Here is a 16,879-nt window from a genome sequence, read left to right as displayed (position 1 = left end):
CCGCCGCGCCACGGCCCATGCCATCAGTAGCGCACCCGGGCGTAGTAGGACTGCTCCGCCGCCTCGCGCGCCTGGCGCAGGGTGACGATGCCCTTGGCCGCCAGCAGCGGCACCAGTGCGAGGAAAACCTCGGCGGTGACCAGCGCGTCGCCCACCGCGGTATGCCGGCCTACCACCTCCACGCCCAGCAAGTCGGCGATGGCCTCCAGCCGGTGGGACTCCTGGTTGGGGTGGATCACCGCCGACAGCAGCAGGGTGTCCAGCACCGGCTGGTCGAAGCGCAGGCCGGTCGCTGCCTCCTTGAGCTGGAGGAAGCGCATGTCGAAGGCGGCGTTGTGGGCAACCAGCACGGTATCCGCTGCAAAGGCGTGGAACGCCGGCAGCACCGTCGCGATGGCCGGCCGGCCGGCGAGCATGTCGGCGGTGATGCCGTGCACCTTGACCGACTCCGGGTCCAGCGGCCGGCCGGGGTCGATCAGCTGCTCGAAGGCCTCGCCGCGCAGCAGCTTGCCGTTGACGATGCGCACCGCACCGATCTGGATGATCTCATCGCCCTGGGAGGGGTTGAGGCCGGTGGTCTCGGTGTCGAACACCGTGTAGGCCAGCTCGGCCAACGGCCTGTCGTCCAGCGCGCGCGAGCGCTCGGACCAGCTGAAGAGGTCGAAGTCGTAGTACTCCGGCCGCCCCTCGCCCGCCGGGCAGGCAGGCGCTTCCAGCGCCACCTGGGGCACCGCGGCCGGCAGCGTGATGCGGAAGAAGGCGCGGTGGCGCACCTTCTCCCGCTCCATCCACATCTCGCCATCGTGGCGTTCGATGACGTCGCGCACCGACAACGGGCTGCTCTCGCCGGCGAACTGCATCGCCTCCAGTTCCCAGCTCATCACCGTTTCGGTGCTCATCGCCTGGCCGGACCAGATCATGTCCAGATGCACCAGCCGGCCGTTGGAAAGGAGACGGAAGCGCACCTCGCGCACCTCGAATTCGTCCGACAACCGGTGCGCCAGATAGGTAAGCGCCTGCAGCAGGGAGAAGCTGTCCACCTTCAGCCACAGGTGCTCGTCCACCTCCTCAAGCTTGGTCGGCAGCGACACCACCTGCTCGATGCGGCGCTGCGCGGCGGCGACCAGGTCGGCGCCCAGCATTTCCTCCAGCGGCCAGCGCGCCTTCAGCGAATCGGCAAACTCGGTGGCGGTGCGGTCCAGCAGCTGGCTCATGGCCTGGACTTCGTCGCGGATCACCTTGCGAAAGCGCTCGCGCAACTCCTCCTGCAGGTCGGCGTAGTCCAGCATCTCGGCGGCTGCGCGCACATTGGCCAGCGCAGCCCGGTTGCCTTCGGTGAGCGTGTGCAGCATCTGGTCGCGACGCGACTCGGTTTCGAAATTGCGGGTGATGTTGTCCAGCAGCAGGATGAAGCCGCTGACCTCGCGCCCGCCCGCCACCACCCCGCCCTCGCCGCCAGACAGCACCGGCGCCATCTGCACCCGCAGCAGCTGGCCGCTGCGTGTTGTGGTGACGAAGTGGGTGACCGCCTGTATGCCCCGCAGCAGCCGGTGCCGCACGGTTTCCAGCGCGTGATCGACCAGGGCGCGGTCGAACACCGTGTAGATGGAGCGGCCCAGCCCGAGCAGCTCGCCGCCGCCCGCCGCCGCCGGCGCTTCGGACAGGGCGCGGAACTGCTGCCGCGCATGGCCGTTGTAGAGCAGCACCCGGCCTTCCAGGTTGCAGACGATGACGCTCTGGGTCAGCTCCGACATCAGCGCGGCGAGGCGATTCTTCTCTTCCTCCACCGAGTTCATCGCCGCGCGGATGCGCTCGGCCACGTCGTCTTCCAGGCTGCGACGATGCTCCGCCAGCGCATTGATGGTCTCCACCAGGGCCCGCACCTCCGGGCTGCCGGCGACGCCGACCGGCCGCGCGGCGCCGGTGCTCAGCAGTACCCGCGCCTCTTCGGCCAGACGCGCCGGCATGGCGACATAACTGCGGTGGAGCTGCCTCACCGCCGCGATGGCGCACGAGGCGGCAAGGGCGACGAACACGAACATCAGGCCGACGCGCGGGGCCAGCAGCCCGGCGAACGCATCGCGCTCCTCGGCGGAGAGATCCACCCACAGGATGCCGCCAACCGCGGCGAGGGTGAGGAGCAGGAAAAGCGGGACCGCGATGGTGGCCAGGGTCAGCCGGGCGCGGGGGCTCATCGGCAGGCTCACGCCTCCATGCCCAGCAGGCTGCGCACCCGGGCAACCAGCTCGCGCGTGGAGAAGGGCTTGGTCATATAGGCGTCCGCGCCCAGCGCCAGCCCCTTCGCCACCTCGGTGTCGCGGCCCTTGGCGGTCAGCATCAGGATGCAGGTGGCCTGGGTCTTCGGGTCGGCCTTGATCTCCTGGCAGACCTCGAAGCCGCTCTTCTTCGGCATCATCACGTCCAGTAGCACCAAGTCGGGCTGCTCGGCGCGGATGCGGCGCACCGCCTCGTCGCCATCATTCGCCACCAGCACGTCGAAGCCTTCGCGCTTCATCAGGAATTCGAGCGAGATGACGATGTTTTGCTCGTCATCCACGATCAGTATTTTCTTCGTCATCCTTCCCCCTCCCCCTGCATTCTATGTGAAGCCCCGCGCCCGCAGGCATCGGCGCCCCTCAGGCCGCCGGCGTAGCCGGCGCGAGCGGCAGCGTGAACGAGAACGTGGCGCCTTCTCCGGACACCGAGCTCATCCACAGGCGGCCACCGAAGTGTTCGATGATCTGCCGGCTGATCGGCAAGCCGAGGCCGGTACCTTGCGGCCGCGAGCGCTCGTTGCCGCCCTGGCGGAAGCGCTGGAAGATCACCGCCTCCAGCCCCGGTTCGATGCCGGGGCCGTTATCTGCCACATCCACCCGGAAGCCCCCGGCCTCCGTCCGCAGCGTCACCCTGACACGCCCCTCTCCCGGTGTCAGGAACTTCGCGGCGTTGGACAGCAGGTTCAACATCACCTGCAGCAGGCGATCATGATCCGCCAACAGTGACGGTACCGTGTCGGGCAGATCCAGCTCCACCTCGGCCTGCCGCTCACGGAACAGCTGCGCGGTCGTTTCCACCGCCTGCAGCACCAGCTGACGCATATCCACTTCGGAATTGTGCCATTCGGCATGGCCGGATTCGATCTTTGCCAGGTCTAGCACCTGATTGACCAGCCGTGTCAGCCGCTCGGTTTCCGAAACGATGATGCCGAGAAAGCGCCGGCGGTCTTCCAGACCAATGCGGGGATCGTCGTGCAGCATCTCGGAAAAGGCCCTGATCGACGTCAAGGGCGTGCGCAGTTCGTGGGTCACCGAGGACATGAAGTCGTCCTTGAGGCGGTCCAGTTCGGTCAGCCGCTCGTTGGCCATGCGCAGTTCGGCGGTGGCCGCCTCCAGCTCGCGCGACTTCTCCTCCAGCCGGTGCGAGTAGGCGCGCACCTCGGAGGCCTCGTCCAGGATGTCCATCACCTCCTCCAGCCGCAGCGGCGCCTCCTGCACCACGGTGGACACCATGACCCGCGCCGACGCGCTGCCGATGGCGCCGGCGAGCAGGGTCTCGGCGAAATGCACCAGTTCGGCATCCGCCTCGAGTTCGTCGATATCGCTGACGCCGCGCGCCTGCGCATAGGCATGGAAAGCCTGCTCGGTACGATGGCGGCCGAGGAAGCGCGCCACCAGCGGCACCAGCTCGCGCGCCTCCACCCCGCCGCGCCAGAAGCTGGCTCGCGGCGCTTCGCCCTGGCGCAGCGCATCCACGAACAGCGTCGCCTGGCTGGCCTCCGCGGCGGAGGGTTCGCGCAGCAGCGACACCACGCCGTAGCAGGCGATGTTGGCCAGCAAGCTCCAGAGCAGCGCATGGCTGATGTTGTCCAGCCCGCCGAGGCCGAACAGGGATTCCGGCTTCAGCCAGCCCAGCCCCCACAGGCCGTGTTCGAGAAAGCCGGCATCCAGCCAGCCCGACTTGGCGAAGGACGGCAGCAGCAGGGTGTAGGTCCACACCAGGAAGCCCGCCAGCAAGCCGGCCAGCGCGCCCTCGCGGGTGCCGCCGCGCCAGTACATGCCGCCCAGCATTGCCGGCGCGAACTGCGCCACCGCGGCGAAGCTGATTAGACCGATGCTGACCAGCGCGTAAGCCTCGCCCGCCAGCCGGAAATAGAGATAGCCCAGCATCAGGATGCCGGCGATGGCACCACGCCGTATGCCCAGCAGCAGGCCGGTGAGGTCGCGCTGGGCGCCGGTGCCGAGGTGGCGCCAGCGCAGCAGCACCGGCATCACCAGATCGTTGCAGACCATGGTGGACAGCGCGATGGTTTCGACGATGACCATGCCGGTGGCGGCCGACAGCCCGCCGATGAACACGAACAGCGCCAGCCCCTCGTAACCGTGCGCCAGCGGCAGCGTGAGCACGAAGGTGTCCGGGTCCACCGTACCGCGGCCGAAATGCAGCAGGCCGCCCAGGGTGATGGGGATCACGAACAGGTTGATCGCCAGCAGGTAGGCGGGAAACAGCCAGGTGGCGCGGCGCAGGTGGGCCTCGTTCACGTTCTCCACCACCGCGATCTGGAACTGCCGCGGCAGGAAGAACAGTGCCAGCATCGCCAGCAGCACATGGGCGAACCAGCCGCCGTGGCCGATGGCGCTGCCGCCGTCGAACACCAGCAGCCCGGCCAACTCCGGCTGCGCCGCCGCTCTTTCGTAGAGATCGCCGAAACCGTCGTACAAGCCGTAGGTGACGAACACGCCCACGGCGACGAAGGCCGCCAGCTTGATCACCGACTCGAAGGCGATCGCCGCCACCATGCCCTCGTGGCGCTCGGTGGCATCCAGGTGGCGGGTACCGAACAGGATGGTGAATACCGCCAGCGCCAAGGCGATGAAGAAAGCGCCATCCTCCAGCCAGTTGGCCCCGGCGGACGAGCTGAAGAGGCCATCTTGCGAACCCAGCAGCACGGTGTAGCCGCTGGAGATGGCCTTGAGTTGCAGGGCGATGTAGGGCACGACGCCGACCACCGCGATGATGGTCACCAGCCCGCCCAGCAGGTGGCTCTTGCCATAGCGCGAGGCGATGAAGTCGGCAATGGAGGTGATGCGCTGCGTCCGCCCGATGCGGATCATCTTCAACAGCAACAGCCAGGACAGCGTCAGCCCCAGCGTCGGCCCGAGGTAGGTGGGCAGGAACCAGACACCACCGGACGCAGCACGGCCGACGCTGCCGAAATAGGTCCAGGCGGTGCAATACACCGCCATCGACAGCGCATAGGTCCACGGGTTGGCGATCAGCGAGCGGCCACGGTCGGCGCTGCGGTCGCCCAGGTAGGCGATGGCGAACAGGACCAGCAGATAGGCGCAGGAAGCGCCGACGATGACCGCGCCGGAAATCATCGCGGACAGCCCGTCAACGTGCGCCCCGTTCGGCGATCCAGGCCACCAGGGCGATCAGCCCGCCCCAGCAAAGGAAGAGATAGACGTGCAACAAAGGCAGCCCGAACACCCGCAGCGGGCGGTCGAACAGCGACAGCAAGGGATAGTTGAACAGCAGCACGCCGGCAATGAACACGGCGACCAGGCGTTGCCCGGCGAGACCTTTGCGCATCATTCGCCCCGGTGATGATGGCGGTCCGTGATTATAGGTGGTGTCGCCTCCGGCCAATGCCGGAGACGACCCCGAAAAGAAGCGCATCTTGGCGTGCGCCTTCTTTGCTCCCCCTCCCGGCCCGGCTGCATGGCCGGGCTTTCTCCGTAAGACGGTACCGGGGCCGCCGGCCTTGCGCCGGCCCCGCAGGCCCGGGCTTAGCCCGCGCTCTGCTTCAGCTGCTCGAGGATGGCCGGGTTCTCCAGCGTGGAGGTGTCCTGGGTGATGTCCTCGCCCTTGGCCAGCTGGCGCAGCAGGCGGCGCATGATCTTGCCGGAGCGGGTCTTGGGCAGGTTCTCGCCGAAGCGGATGTCCTTGGGCTTGGCGATCGGACCGATCTCCTTGCCCACCCAGTTCTGCAGCTCCTTGATCATCGCCTTGGCATCCTCGCCGGTCGGGCGCTGGCCCTTCAGCACGACGAAGGCAACGATGGCTTCACCGGTGACGTCGTCCGGACGGCCGACCACCGCCGCCTCGGCCACCTTCTCGTGGGCGACCAGCGCGGACTCGATCTCCATCGTGCCCATGCGGTGGCCGGAGACGTTCAGCACGTCGTCGATACGGCCGGTGATGGTGAAGTAGCCGGTGTCCTTGTCGCGGATGGCGCCGTCGCCCGCCAGGTAGAGCTTGCCCTTGAAGTCTTCCGGGTAGTAGGACTTCTTGAAGCGGTCCGGATCGCCCCAGATGGTGCGGATCATGGACGGCCACGGGCGCTTCACCACCAGGATGCCGCCCTGGCCGTTCGGCACTTCGGTGCCGGTCTCGTCCACCACCGCAGCCTGGATGCCAGGGAAGGGCAGCGTGCAGGAACCCGGCACCAGCGGCGTCGCGCCCGGCATCGGCGTGATCATGTGGGCGCCGGTCTCGGTCTGCCAGAAGGTATCGACGATGGGGCAGCGACCACCGCCGACATTCTCGTAATACCACTCCCAGGCCGCCGGGTTGATCGGCTCGCCGACCGAACCCAGGATGCGCAGGCTGGAGAGATCGTACTTGGTGGGGTGCAGCGACGGGTTGTTGTCGGCGGCCTTGATCAGGGAGCGGATCGCAGTCGGCGCGGTGTAGAAGATGGTGACCTTCAGGTCCTGGATCATGCGCCAGAAGCGGCCGGCATCCGGGTAGGTCGGCACGCCTTCGAACACCACCTGGGTGGCGCCGCAGGCCAGCGGGCCATAGGCGATATAGCTGTGACCGGTGACCCAGCCGATGTCGGCGGTGCACCAGAAGATGTCGGAGGGCTTGATGTCGAAGGTGTATTGCATCGACAGCACCGCCTGCAGCAGATAGCCGCCGGTGGAGTGCTGCACACCCTTCGGCTTGCCAGTGGAACCGGAGGTGTAGAGCAGGAACAGCGGGTGCTCGGACTCCACCCATTCCGGCTCGGCGGTATCGGCCTTGCCTTCGATCAGGTCGGTGTACCAGATGTCGCGGCCAGCGGTGAAGCCGACTTCGGCGCCGGTGCGCTTCACCACCACCACCTTCTGCACCGACTCGCAGCCGCCCAGCGCCAGCGCCTCGTCGGCGATCGGCTTCAGCGGCAGGCCCTTGCCGCCACGGAACTGGCCGTCGGCGGTGATCACGATGGAGGCCTGGGTATCGTTGATGCGATCGCGCAGCGCCTGGGCGGAGAAGCCGCCGAACACCACCGAGTGGGTAGCGCCGATACGGGCGCAGGCCTGCATGGCGACGATGCCCTCGATGGACATCGGCAGGTAGATGACGACGCGGTCGCCCTTCTTCACGCCCAGATCGCGCAGGCCGTTGGCCAGCTTGCACACGCGGCCCAGCAGTTCCTTGTAGGTGACGCGGGTAACCCGGCCATCGTCGCCCTCGAAGATGATGGCGACCTTGTCGCCCAGCCCGCGCTCGACGTTGCGGTCCAGGCAGTTGTAGGAGGCGTTGATCTTGCCGTCGGCAAACCACTTGAAGAAGGGCGCGTTGCTCTCGTCCAGCACCTGGGTGAACGGCGTGTGCCAGGTCAGCGCTTCGCGGGCACGGCGGGCCCAGAACCCTTCGTAGTCATCCGCCGCTTCCTTGCACAGGGCGCGATACGCGTCCATACCCGGTACCGCAGCATTCTTCACCACTTCTTCCGAGGGGTTGTAGATGCGTACCTGCTGTTCGTTGGACATGCTCACCTCTCCTCAACGTGACTGATGGTCGATTTAGACCGTGTTCTGTCGGCAGCGGAACTCGGCGGTTCCCGTCCGCGACCGGTCGGTTCCGGCTGCACTCCGCACCACCGGGGTGCGGGATGGAGGGCATTGAAGAACAGGTATCTTACACAGGACTTACAGGCCATCGCAGCGGTTTTTCACCCCGCAGCGCACAATGCCAAGTGGATTGACGCACCAAAAGCGGGCAAAAAAAGACCGGCCACGGCCGGTCTTCCCGATGCTGGATCGATACGTCGGTCAGGCCTTCCCCGATTCCTGCCGAAGGAGATAGATGCCGACCAGAAAACCCAAGCCACATAACGCGGCGACGTAATACGCCGGCCCCAGCGGATCTGCCTTAAGCATCAGCGACACCACCATGGGCGTCAGGCCGCCGAAGATGGCGTAGGACAGGTTGTAGGAGAAGGACAGCCCGGAAAAGCGCACCTTGGCCGGGAAAGCCTTCACCATTACATATGGCACTGCACCAATCACGCCCACGCACAAACCGGTGACCGCGTAGAGCGGAAACAGCAGTTCAGGATGGGCGTGGAGGCGGGTGTAGAACAGCCAGGAAACGACCGCCAGCAGCAGGCTGCCGACGATGAAGGTGCGCCCGGCGCCAACCCGGTCGGCAATGGCGCCGGAGGCGGTGCAACCGATGCTCAGCAGCACGATGGCCAGGCTGTTGGCCTGCAGCGCGGTAGCGGCGTCGAAGTGATAGACCGTCTGCAGCACCGTGGGCGTCATCAGGATCACCACCACGATGCCGGCGGACAGCACCCAGGTAAGCAGCATGGAGACCGCCACTGCGGCGCGATGCTCCCGTACCACCGTCTTCAGCGGAATTTCCTCGGCCAGCGCCTCGCGCTGCTTCAGCTCGGCGAATACCGGCGTCTCTTCCAGCCAGCGCCGCAGATACACCGACAGCAGGCCGAACACCCCGCCGGCGATGAAGGGGATACGCCAGGCGTAGGCGGCAACCTCTTCGGCGGTGAATACGGTGTTGATCAGCGTCGCCATCAGCGAACCCAGCAGGATGCCGGCAGTGAGGCCGCTGGTGAGCGTGCCACAGGCGTAACCGACATGCTTGGAAGGCACATGCTCGGCCACGAACACCCAGGCGCCCGGCACTTCGCCGCCGATCGCGGCCCCCTGCACCACCCGCATGAGCAACAGCAGCAGCGGCGCGGCAATGCCGATCTGGGCATAGGTGGGCAACATGCCCATCACCAGCGTGGGCACCGCCATCATGAAGATGCTCAGGGTGAACATCCGCTTGCGGCCCAGCATGTCGCCGAAGTGCGCCAGTACGATGCCGCCCAGCGGACGGGCGAGATAGCCGGCGGCGAAGATGCCGAAGGTCTGCAGTTGCCGCAGCCATTCCGGCATGTCGGGCGGGAAGAAGAGCTTGCCGACGACGGTGGCGAAGAAAACGAAGATGATGAAGTCGTAGAACTCGAGCGCGCCACCCAGAGCGGAGAGGGACAGCGTCTTGTAGTCGCCGCGCGTCAGCGGACGCGCAGGAGCGGAAACATCCTGGGAAAGAGCGGACTGCATGATGGGGCGGAAGGGGCGTGCTTCGTGAGGAAAGCCGGGAAGAATAGCAGAAACGCCAGTCACTTACCGTGGCTTCCCTCCTCCTTCAGGCCAGTCAGCCCCGGCCTTGCGTCTTCGCCGCACACCGCGCCGGAGAAGCCGGAAGCGGAACGCCTTGGCAAGCGCTGGTACACCATGAACTCAGCCGGCCGCCACGCACCCGCACGCCGTCTCAATGCAAGCCCTGGCCGAAGAAGGACAAGGCTTCGACTGGAGCGGCCCCGGGCCCGCTCCCGGTCCGCACCTACGGCGCTCCTCACCGCCGCCTGAGTGCGTATGGCCCATTGCGCCTGGGCACGAGCGCCATCGTTGCGCCCTCCCCGTGCCCCACGTCCGCATGCGCCCCCTATCGTCGGCAAGGGTTTTCCCCTAGGCCGCCGGTGCTAAAATCCCGCGGTTTGCCCCCAGTACGTTCTTTTCGTTCCCATCACCCCGGAGACCTCGCCATGACCGTGATTCGCGAAGAAGACCTCATCCAGTCCGTCGCGGATGCCTTCCAGTACATCAGCTACTACCATCCGCTCGACTACATCAAGGCGCTGGGCGAGGCCTGGGAACGGGAAGAGAGCCCGGCGGCGAAGGACGCCATCGCCCAGATCCTCACCAACTCGCGCATGTGCGCCGAAGGCCACCGCCCCATCTGCCAGGACACCGGCATTGCCGTGGTTTTCCTCAAGGTCGGCATGAACGTGCAGTGGGACGCCAGGATGAGCGTCCAGGAGATGGTCAACGAAGGCGTGCGCCGCGCCTACAACCACCCGGACAACAAGCTGCGCGCCTCGGTGCTGCTCGACCCGGCCGGCGCCCGCAAGAACTCCAAGGACAACACCCCAGCGGTGATCCATTACGAGATCGTCCCCGGCGACCATGTGGAAGTCACCTGTGCGGCCAAGGGCGGCGGCTCGGAGAACAAGTCCAAGATGGCCATGCTGAACCCGTCCGACTCCCTGGTGGACTGGGTGCTGAAGACGATGCCGACCATGGGCGCCGGCTGGTGTCCGCCGGGCATCCTCGGCATCGGCATCGGCGGCACCCCGGAGAAGGCGATGCTGATGGCCAAGGAATCGCTGATGGCGCCGGTGGACATCCACGAGCTGCGCGAGAAGGCCGCCTCCGGCGCCGCGCTCAGCCGCGTCGAGGAACTGCGCCTGGAACTGATGGAAAAGGTGAACGCGCTGGGCATAGGCGCCCAGGGCCTGGGCGGCCTCACCACCGTGCTGGACGTCAAGATCCTCGACTACCCGACGCACGCCGCCTCGCTGCCGATCGCGATGATCCCCAACTGCGCCGCCACCCGCCATGTGCACTTCGAGCTGGACGGCTCCGGCCCGGCCAAGCTGGAAACGCCCCGCCTGGAAGACTGGCCGCAGGTTACCTGGACCGCCGACACCAACGTTGCCACCCGAGTGAACCTGGACACGCTGACCAAGGAAGAAGTCGCCGCCTGGAAGCCGGGCCAGATCCTGCTGCTCAACGGCAAGATGCTCACCGGCCGCGACGCCGCCCACAAGCGCATCCAGGACATGCTGGCCAAGGGCGAAGAGCTGCCGGTGGACTTCACCAACCGCGTCATCTACTACGTCGGCCCGGTCGATCCGGTGCGTGACGAAGTCGTCGGCCCGGCCGGCCCCACCACCGCGACCCGCATGGACAAGTTCACCCGCATGATGCTGGAGCAGACCGGCCTCATCTCCATGATCGGCAAGTCCGAGCGCGGCCCGGTCGCCATCGACGCCATCCGCGACAACAAGTCGGCCTACCTGATGGCGGTCGGCGGCTCCGCCTACCTGGTGTCCAAGGCCATCAAGGAAGCCAAGGTGGTCGGCTTCGCCGACCTGGGCATGGAAGCCATCTACGAGTTCACCGTGCAGGACATGCCGGTGACGGTGGCGGTGGATTCCAGCGGCACCAGCGTGCACAACACCGGCCCGAAGGAATGGCAGGCCAAGATCGGCAAGATCCCGGTCGCCGTCGCCTGATCCGGCACCTGTCCGGCCCCACCCCAAGCCCGGCGGAGCGATCCGCCGGGCTTTTTTCTTGTCCGACCGGCGCCGCCGCCCTCCCCCAGCGACAGCCAATACCGCCGCCGGAAGGGCGCATTACCTGACATTTTCTTACGGGATACCCGCTTGTATTTACCTGTCGCCATTCATTGACCAGAATGGGAAGTCTTCTCGTCCAGGCCCTCGCGAACATCGTGCACTCCGCCCGTCGCACCCGTCTCCTGTACGGGATCTGCATCTTCGCCAACCTCGGCCTGCTGGCCGCCGCCGGGCTGGCGGCCTCCGGTCCGCTGGCGGGCTGGCCCACCAGTGCTCTGCTGGTCTGCCTTCTGCTGGCCTTCTCCGCCTCTACGCTCGGGCTGGTACGGCTCTTCGCCATTCCCAAGGCGGTCAGCACCACGCTCTCCGCCGCCCTGCGCCAGTTCGAACCTTTCGCCCAGCGCAGCGCCCTCGGCCTCAGCCTGGTGGATCTGCACGGCCGGGTGCGCTACATCAACCCGGCGCTCGCCCGGCTGGTGGGCGAGGACAAACCGCAGGACGCGGTGGGCCGCCGTATCAGCGTCTACTACCCGGAAGCCCAGCAACGCCGGCTGGACGAGGAAATGCTCCCCTGCCTGGTGGAGCATGGCCACTGGGAGGGCGAATTCGAATTGCTGTGCGGCGCCCACGCCCGGGTGCCGGTCGAGGAGCAGGCCTTCCTGCTGCGCGACGGCCGGGGCCTGCCCCGGCTCATCGTTTCCATCTACCACGATCTGCGCGAACAGCGCCGTACCGAGCAGCAACTGGGCGACGAGCAGGCCCTGCACGAACAACTCGTCGGCATCCTGCCCGGCATCTACTGCGTGGTCGATGAAAGCGGCCGGCTGCGGCGCTGGAACGCCAACCTGGAGCGCTACACCGCCTGCACCGCCGACGAACTGTCCGGCCATCTGCTGGCCGACCTGTTCGAGCCGGAGGACGGCGCCGAGATCACCGCCACGCTGAACCGCGCGCTGAGCACCGGCCACGCCGAGGTGGATACCGCCCTCACCCAGCGCGACGGCAGCCGTGTGCCCTTCCAGTTCTCGGCCCACCGCGCGATACTCGGCGGCCGCATCCACCTGCTCTGCTTCGCCCTGGACACCGCCGAGCGCAGCCGCGCGGATGCCCGCCTGCGGATGCTTGGCGGCGTGTTCGAACACAGCCGGGAAGCCATCCTGGTGACCGACGCCGGCAACCGCATCGTCGCCGTCAACCCCGCCTTCACCACGCTGACCGGCTACCAGCCCGAGGATGTGCTGGGTCATGACCCCGGCCTGCTCTCCTCGGGCACCACGCCGCCCGCGCTCTACCATGGCATGTGGCACGAGCTTCATCGCAAGGGCCACTGGGAAGGCGAGATCTGGGACAGGCGCAAGGACGGCAGCCTGTATCCCAAGTGGCTCAGCATTGACGTGGTGCGTGACGCCAGCGGCGAGGTCTCCCACCACATCGCCTGCTTCCACGACCTCTCCGAGCGCAAGGAGGCCGAGGACCGCATCCGCCACCTCGCCCATCACGACGCCCTCACCGGCCTGCCCAACCGCCGCGCCTTCGTCGCCCGCCTGGCCGAGGCGCTGAGCGCGGCACGCATCCAGGGCCGGCCGCTGGCGCTCATGCAGATCGACATCGACCGCTTCAAGCGCATCAACGACATCTGTGGGCCGGCGGTGGGCGATCAGCTGCTGGTCGAGCTGTCGCTGCGGGCGGCGGATTGCGTCCATGGCCGCGGCGCAGTGGCCCGCCTGGGAGGCGATGAGTTCGCGGTGCTGGTCGCCGGCGCCCACCCGGCGGAAGAAGTGGAGGAACTCGCGGACACGCTGCTGCAGCGGCTGCGTGCGCCCTGCCTGGTCGGCGGCGAGGTGTTCGAGCTGACCGCCAGCATCGGCCTCAGCCGCTACCCGGAAGACGGCGATGACGCCGCGGTGCTGCTGCGCCATGCCGAAACCGCGGTGCAGCACGCCAAGGCCCAGGGCCGCAACCGGCTGCAACGCTTCGCGCTCGGGCTGGACGCCACCTCCGCGCTAGCGCTGTTGCAGGAGAACCGTCTGCGCGAGGCGCTGCGCGCCGGCCGGCTGCTGCTGCACTACCAACCCCTGATCGATCTGGACAGCGGCGAGGTGCGCAGGGTGGAAGCGCTGGTGCGCTGGAACGATCCGGTGGAAGGGCTGATTCCGCCCGAACGCTTCATTCCCCTCGCCGAGGAATGCGGGCTGATAGACGCCATCGGTGCCTGGGTGGTGGACGAAGCCTTGCGCCAGCTTGCCGAATGGCATCGCCAGGGGTTGGACTGGCTGAAGATGGCGGTCAACCTGTCCGCCCGCCAGCTGGAATCGCGGGAACTGCCGCAGTCCATCACCGAAGCGCTGGAGCGCCACGGCCTCAGGCCTTCACACCTGGAGTTGGAGATCACCGAATCGGCCGCGCTGCGCGATCCGGAGAACGCGGCGCAGGTGCTGACCCGGCTGAACGGAATGGGCGTGGCGCTGGCGCTGGACGATTTCGGCACCGGCTATTCGTCACTGTCCCATCTAAAGCTGTTGCCAGTGGCCAGCCTGAAGATGGACCGCTCTTTCGTACGCGGCATCGACTCCGACCCGGAAGATGCCGCCATCTGCGCCGCCACCATCGCCCTCGCCCATGAACTGCGGCTGAACGTGGTGGCCGAGGGCGTGGAGAACGCCGGTCAGCTGGACAAGCTGAAGCGCTTGGGCTGCGACCTCGTCCAGGGCTTCCACTTCAGCCATCCACTGGAGGCCGACCGCCTGGCCGCCCTGCTGGGCGGCGGGGCGCGGCCGTGGCTGAACGGCGAAGCCGCCGCCAGCTGAGGTCAATCGAGGTTGTAGGAAGGGGACAGGTCCCAGAGGTACTTGCCGGACAGGAACTGCAGGCGGCGCAGGGCCAGGGGCGTCAGGCGGCAGTCTTCGAAGCACTCGATATTGCTATTGAAGCTGCCGATCTCCACACCCAGATTGACCAGTTCTTCCCGATCCGGCTCGAGGGCGTAGATATCGCCCCGGTAAGCCGCAGGAATGCGGCTGTTACCGCCATATTGCGTAGCCATCATCGTCTCTCTCCGTGCCGGTTGTTCGTGCTGCCGGCTCATCATCCATACCTCAGGCGGACGAGGGCGCGAAGTACATCACGCTTTCCTCACCGTAGAAGCACATTGGCCGACAAGCGGCGACTGCACCCCATACGAATAAATTTCGCCCAAAAAGATTCTTTCAGTATCGAATTTCGGTGAAATGACTACTTCATGCGACGTTAAGCAGAGCACCGAACGGCGGCAAACGAGCCGACGGCCGGTCAACTCCTGACATCCTCCAGCGGTGGCGGCAAGCCGGCCAGCAGCGCGGAAATGACGCCGCGCAGCCAGCGGTTGCCAGGGTCATGGTGGTAACGCTCGTGCCAATGCTGCTTGACCGCGTAATCAGGCAATTCGAAGGGCACCGCGAAGATGCGGAAGCGCCCTCGCCCGGCCAGCACCTGCCCCAGCCGCAACGGGATTGTCACCAGCATGTCCGTATGCTCAACGACAAACGACACGCCCAAAAAGTTCGGCACCCGCAAGGCGACCCGGCGGTTGATGCCCTGCCGGGCAAGCTCCTTGTCCACGATCAGGTGGCCGGTGCCGGAGCTGCTGACCACCGCATGCTCCTCGCGCTCGAAGTCCGCCAGCGTCAGCGTTTCGCGGATGCGCGGGTGGTCCATGCTGGCGAGGCAGACATAGTTCTGCCGGAACAGGGACTGCTGGTAGAAGCCCGCCTCCAGCTGCGGCATGAAGCCCAGCGCCAGGTCCGCCTCGCCGGACTCCAGCTGCCGGGCCGTCTCCGCCGACAGATGGGCGATGTCGATGCGCACGCCCGGCGCCGCCTCGCGCAGGTGCGCCCAGAGCGCCGGCAGCAGCACCAGCTGGCTGATGTCCGTCATGCAGATGCGGAAGGTCCGCGCGGCGGTCGCCGGATCGAAGGCATTGCGGTAACCGAAGGCGGCGCCCAGCGCATCGATGGCAGCGCGTACCGGCCGCACCAGTTCCTCGCCCAGTGGCGTCGGCTCCATTCCGGCCGAAGTGCGCACGAACAGCGGATCGCCGAAGTGCTCGCGCAGCTTGCCCAGCGCGATACTGACCGCCGGCTGGCCAAGGCTGAGGTTGTCGGCGGCGCGGCTGACGCTGCGCGTCTTGTAGATCTCGTCGAACACGTTCAACAAACGGATTTCCAGGGTCTGCACCGCCACCTCTATTCGAATTTCGAATGAAATGCATTGGTATCACTGCATGGATCAAATGTCGATGGCCGGCTAAATTGCCTCCAACAACGAAACGCCGCAGCCCTGCCAAGACAGGGGCCAGCGGCCCCGACAAAGGAGGAGCACACATGCTGGAACTCGGCCGCCTGGACGATTTACCGCTGGAGTATCGCGAAGCACTCACCGCCCACAACCTGGTACCGCTGTGGCCCAGCCTGCGGGCGGTACTGCCGCCGGGCAAACCCGGCCCGCGCACCAAACCCACCCACTGGTCCTACGAAACCCTGCGTCCGCTGCTGCTGCGCGCCGGCGAGCTGACCCCCATCGAGAAGGCCGAGCGCCGGGTGCTGGTACTGGCCAATCCCGGCCACGGCCTGGACAAGATGCAGGCCAGCTCCTCGCTCTACCTGGGCATGCAGTTGCTGCTGCCGGGCGAGCTCGCCCCTTCCCATCGCCACACGCCCAACGCGGTGCGCATGATCGTGGAGGGCGAAGGCGCCTACACCACGGTGGATGGCGAGAAGTGCCCGATGAGCCGCGGCGACCTCATCCTCACCCCCACCGGCCTGTGGCACGAACATGGCCATGACGGCAGCGAGCCGGTGGTGTGGCTGGACGTGCTGGACCTGCCGCTGGCCTACTACCTTGAAGCCTCCTACGTGACCGAAGGCCAGCCGCAAACGGTGAAAGGCCTGAACGCGGAGCGCGCCTACCAGCGCGGCGGCGTAGTGCCCTCGCCGGTGTTCGCCCGCAGCGACAAGCGCTACCCGATGCTGCGCTATCCCTGGCAGGAAGTGCGCAGCGCACTGCTCAAGCTCGCCGAGGCGCAGCCCGACATCGAGGCGGTGCAGGTGGCCTATGTGAATCCGGAAACCGGCTGCGACTGCGAGAACATCCTCGGCTTCTTCGCGCTGATGCTGCGCCCCGGCGAAACGCTGGCGCTGCCCGCCCGCTCGCCGGCGGCGGTGTTCCACCAGATCGAAGGCGGCAGCCAGGTGGACATCGAAGGCACGCCTTTCACCTTGGCCGAAGCGGACACCTGCTGCGCCCCCGGCTACTCCCGGGTGACGCTGAAGAACCGCAGCGCCGACCGCCCCGCCTTCCTGTTCATCGCCGACGAATCGCCCCTGCACAAGAAGCTCGGCTTCTACGAAGTCCGCGCCTGAATCCCCAACGGAGTAAGAGATCCCATGTCCCAAACCACCTACCTCTGGACCCCACCCG

At 66.8% G+C, this 16,879-nt stretch carries 11 protein-coding genes; 3 read left to right on the top strand and 8 right to left on the bottom strand.

The window, feature by feature from the left end:
* Positions 1-23 precede the first annotated feature (23 nt).
* The 6 genes from GRF61_RS10940 to GRF61_RS10915 all read right to left on the bottom strand — a co-directional run bounded on the left by GRF61_RS10940 (position 24) and on the right by GRF61_RS10915 (position 9,344).
* The gene (locus tag GRF61_RS10940; RefSeq protein WP_169150689.1) at positions 24-2,195 is read right to left on the bottom strand and encodes an exonuclease domain-containing protein; all 2,172 of its coding nucleotides are present in this window, start codon (positions 2,193-2,195) and stop codon (positions 24-26) included.
* Positions 2,196-2,203: 8 nt separating this feature from the next.
* The gene (locus tag GRF61_RS10935) at positions 2,204-2,578 is read right to left on the bottom strand and encodes a response regulator (RefSeq protein ID WP_169150688.1); all 375 of its coding nucleotides are present in this window, start codon (positions 2,576-2,578) and stop codon (positions 2,204-2,206) included.
* Between the two features lie 58 nt (positions 2,579-2,636).
* Positions 2,637-5,378: a sensor histidine kinase gene (locus GRF61_RS10930; RefSeq protein WP_169150687.1), complete on the bottom strand. Its 2,742-nt coding sequence runs from the start codon at positions 5,376-5,378 to the stop codon at positions 2,637-2,639.
* A 13-nt stretch (positions 5,379-5,391) separates the two neighbouring features.
* Positions 5,392-5,589: a hypothetical protein gene (locus GRF61_RS10925; RefSeq protein ID WP_211165897.1), complete on the bottom strand. Its 198-nt coding sequence runs from the start codon at positions 5,587-5,589 to the stop codon at positions 5,392-5,394.
* Positions 5,590-5,786: 197 nt separating this feature from the next.
* On the bottom strand, positions 5,787-7,760 hold the full coding sequence (gene acs, locus GRF61_RS10920) for an acetate--CoA ligase (protein ID WP_169150685.1): 1,974 nt from the start codon (positions 7,758-7,760) through the stop codon (positions 5,787-5,789).
* Positions 7,761-8,042: 282 nt separating this feature from the next.
* Entirely contained in the window at positions 8,043-9,344 is a 1,302-nt protein-coding gene (locus GRF61_RS10915) for an MFS transporter (protein ID WP_169150684.1), read from the bottom strand.
* A gap of 485 nt (positions 9,345-9,829) precedes the next feature.
* Here GRF61_RS10915 and GRF61_RS10910 point away from each other — a divergent pair, with 485 nt between their 5' ends.
* Together GRF61_RS10910 and GRF61_RS10905 are read left to right on the top strand one after the other, a co-directional pair.
* The gene (locus tag GRF61_RS10910; RefSeq protein WP_169150683.1) at positions 9,830-11,362 is read left to right on the top strand and encodes a fumarate hydratase; all 1,533 of its coding nucleotides are present in this window, start codon (positions 9,830-9,832) and stop codon (positions 11,360-11,362) included.
* A gap of 218 nt (positions 11,363-11,580) precedes the next feature.
* Entirely contained in the window at positions 11,581-14,232 is a 2,652-nt protein-coding gene (locus tag GRF61_RS10905) for an EAL domain-containing protein (RefSeq protein WP_169150682.1), read from the top strand.
* A 2-nt stretch (positions 14,233-14,234) separates the two neighbouring features.
* Here GRF61_RS10905 and GRF61_RS10900 read toward each other — a convergent pair whose 3' ends face one another.
* A complete protein-coding gene (locus GRF61_RS10900; protein ID WP_169150681.1) occupies positions 14,235-14,471 on the bottom strand; it encodes a hypothetical protein in 237 nt (78 codons plus the stop codon).
* Between the two features lie 242 nt (positions 14,472-14,713).
* Positions 14,714-15,637, bottom strand: a complete 924-nt coding sequence (locus GRF61_RS10895; protein ID WP_169150680.1) for a LysR family transcriptional regulator — start codon at positions 15,635-15,637, stop codon at positions 14,714-14,716.
* 146 nt (positions 15,638-15,783) lie between these two features.
* Here GRF61_RS10895 and GRF61_RS10890 point away from each other — a divergent pair, with 146 nt between their 5' ends.
* A complete protein-coding gene (locus GRF61_RS10890; protein WP_169150679.1) occupies positions 15,784-16,821 on the top strand; it encodes a cupin domain-containing protein in 1,038 nt (345 codons plus the stop codon).
* Positions 16,822-16,879: the final 58 nt, after the last annotated feature.

The organism is Azoarcus sp. TTM-91 (assembly GCF_012911025.1).
Classification (GTDB): domain Bacteria; phylum Pseudomonadota; class Gammaproteobacteria; order Burkholderiales; family Rhodocyclaceae; genus Azoarcus.
Note: the sequence above shows the minus strand (reverse complement) of the source record. Positions and strands in the feature narration are given on the sequence as shown.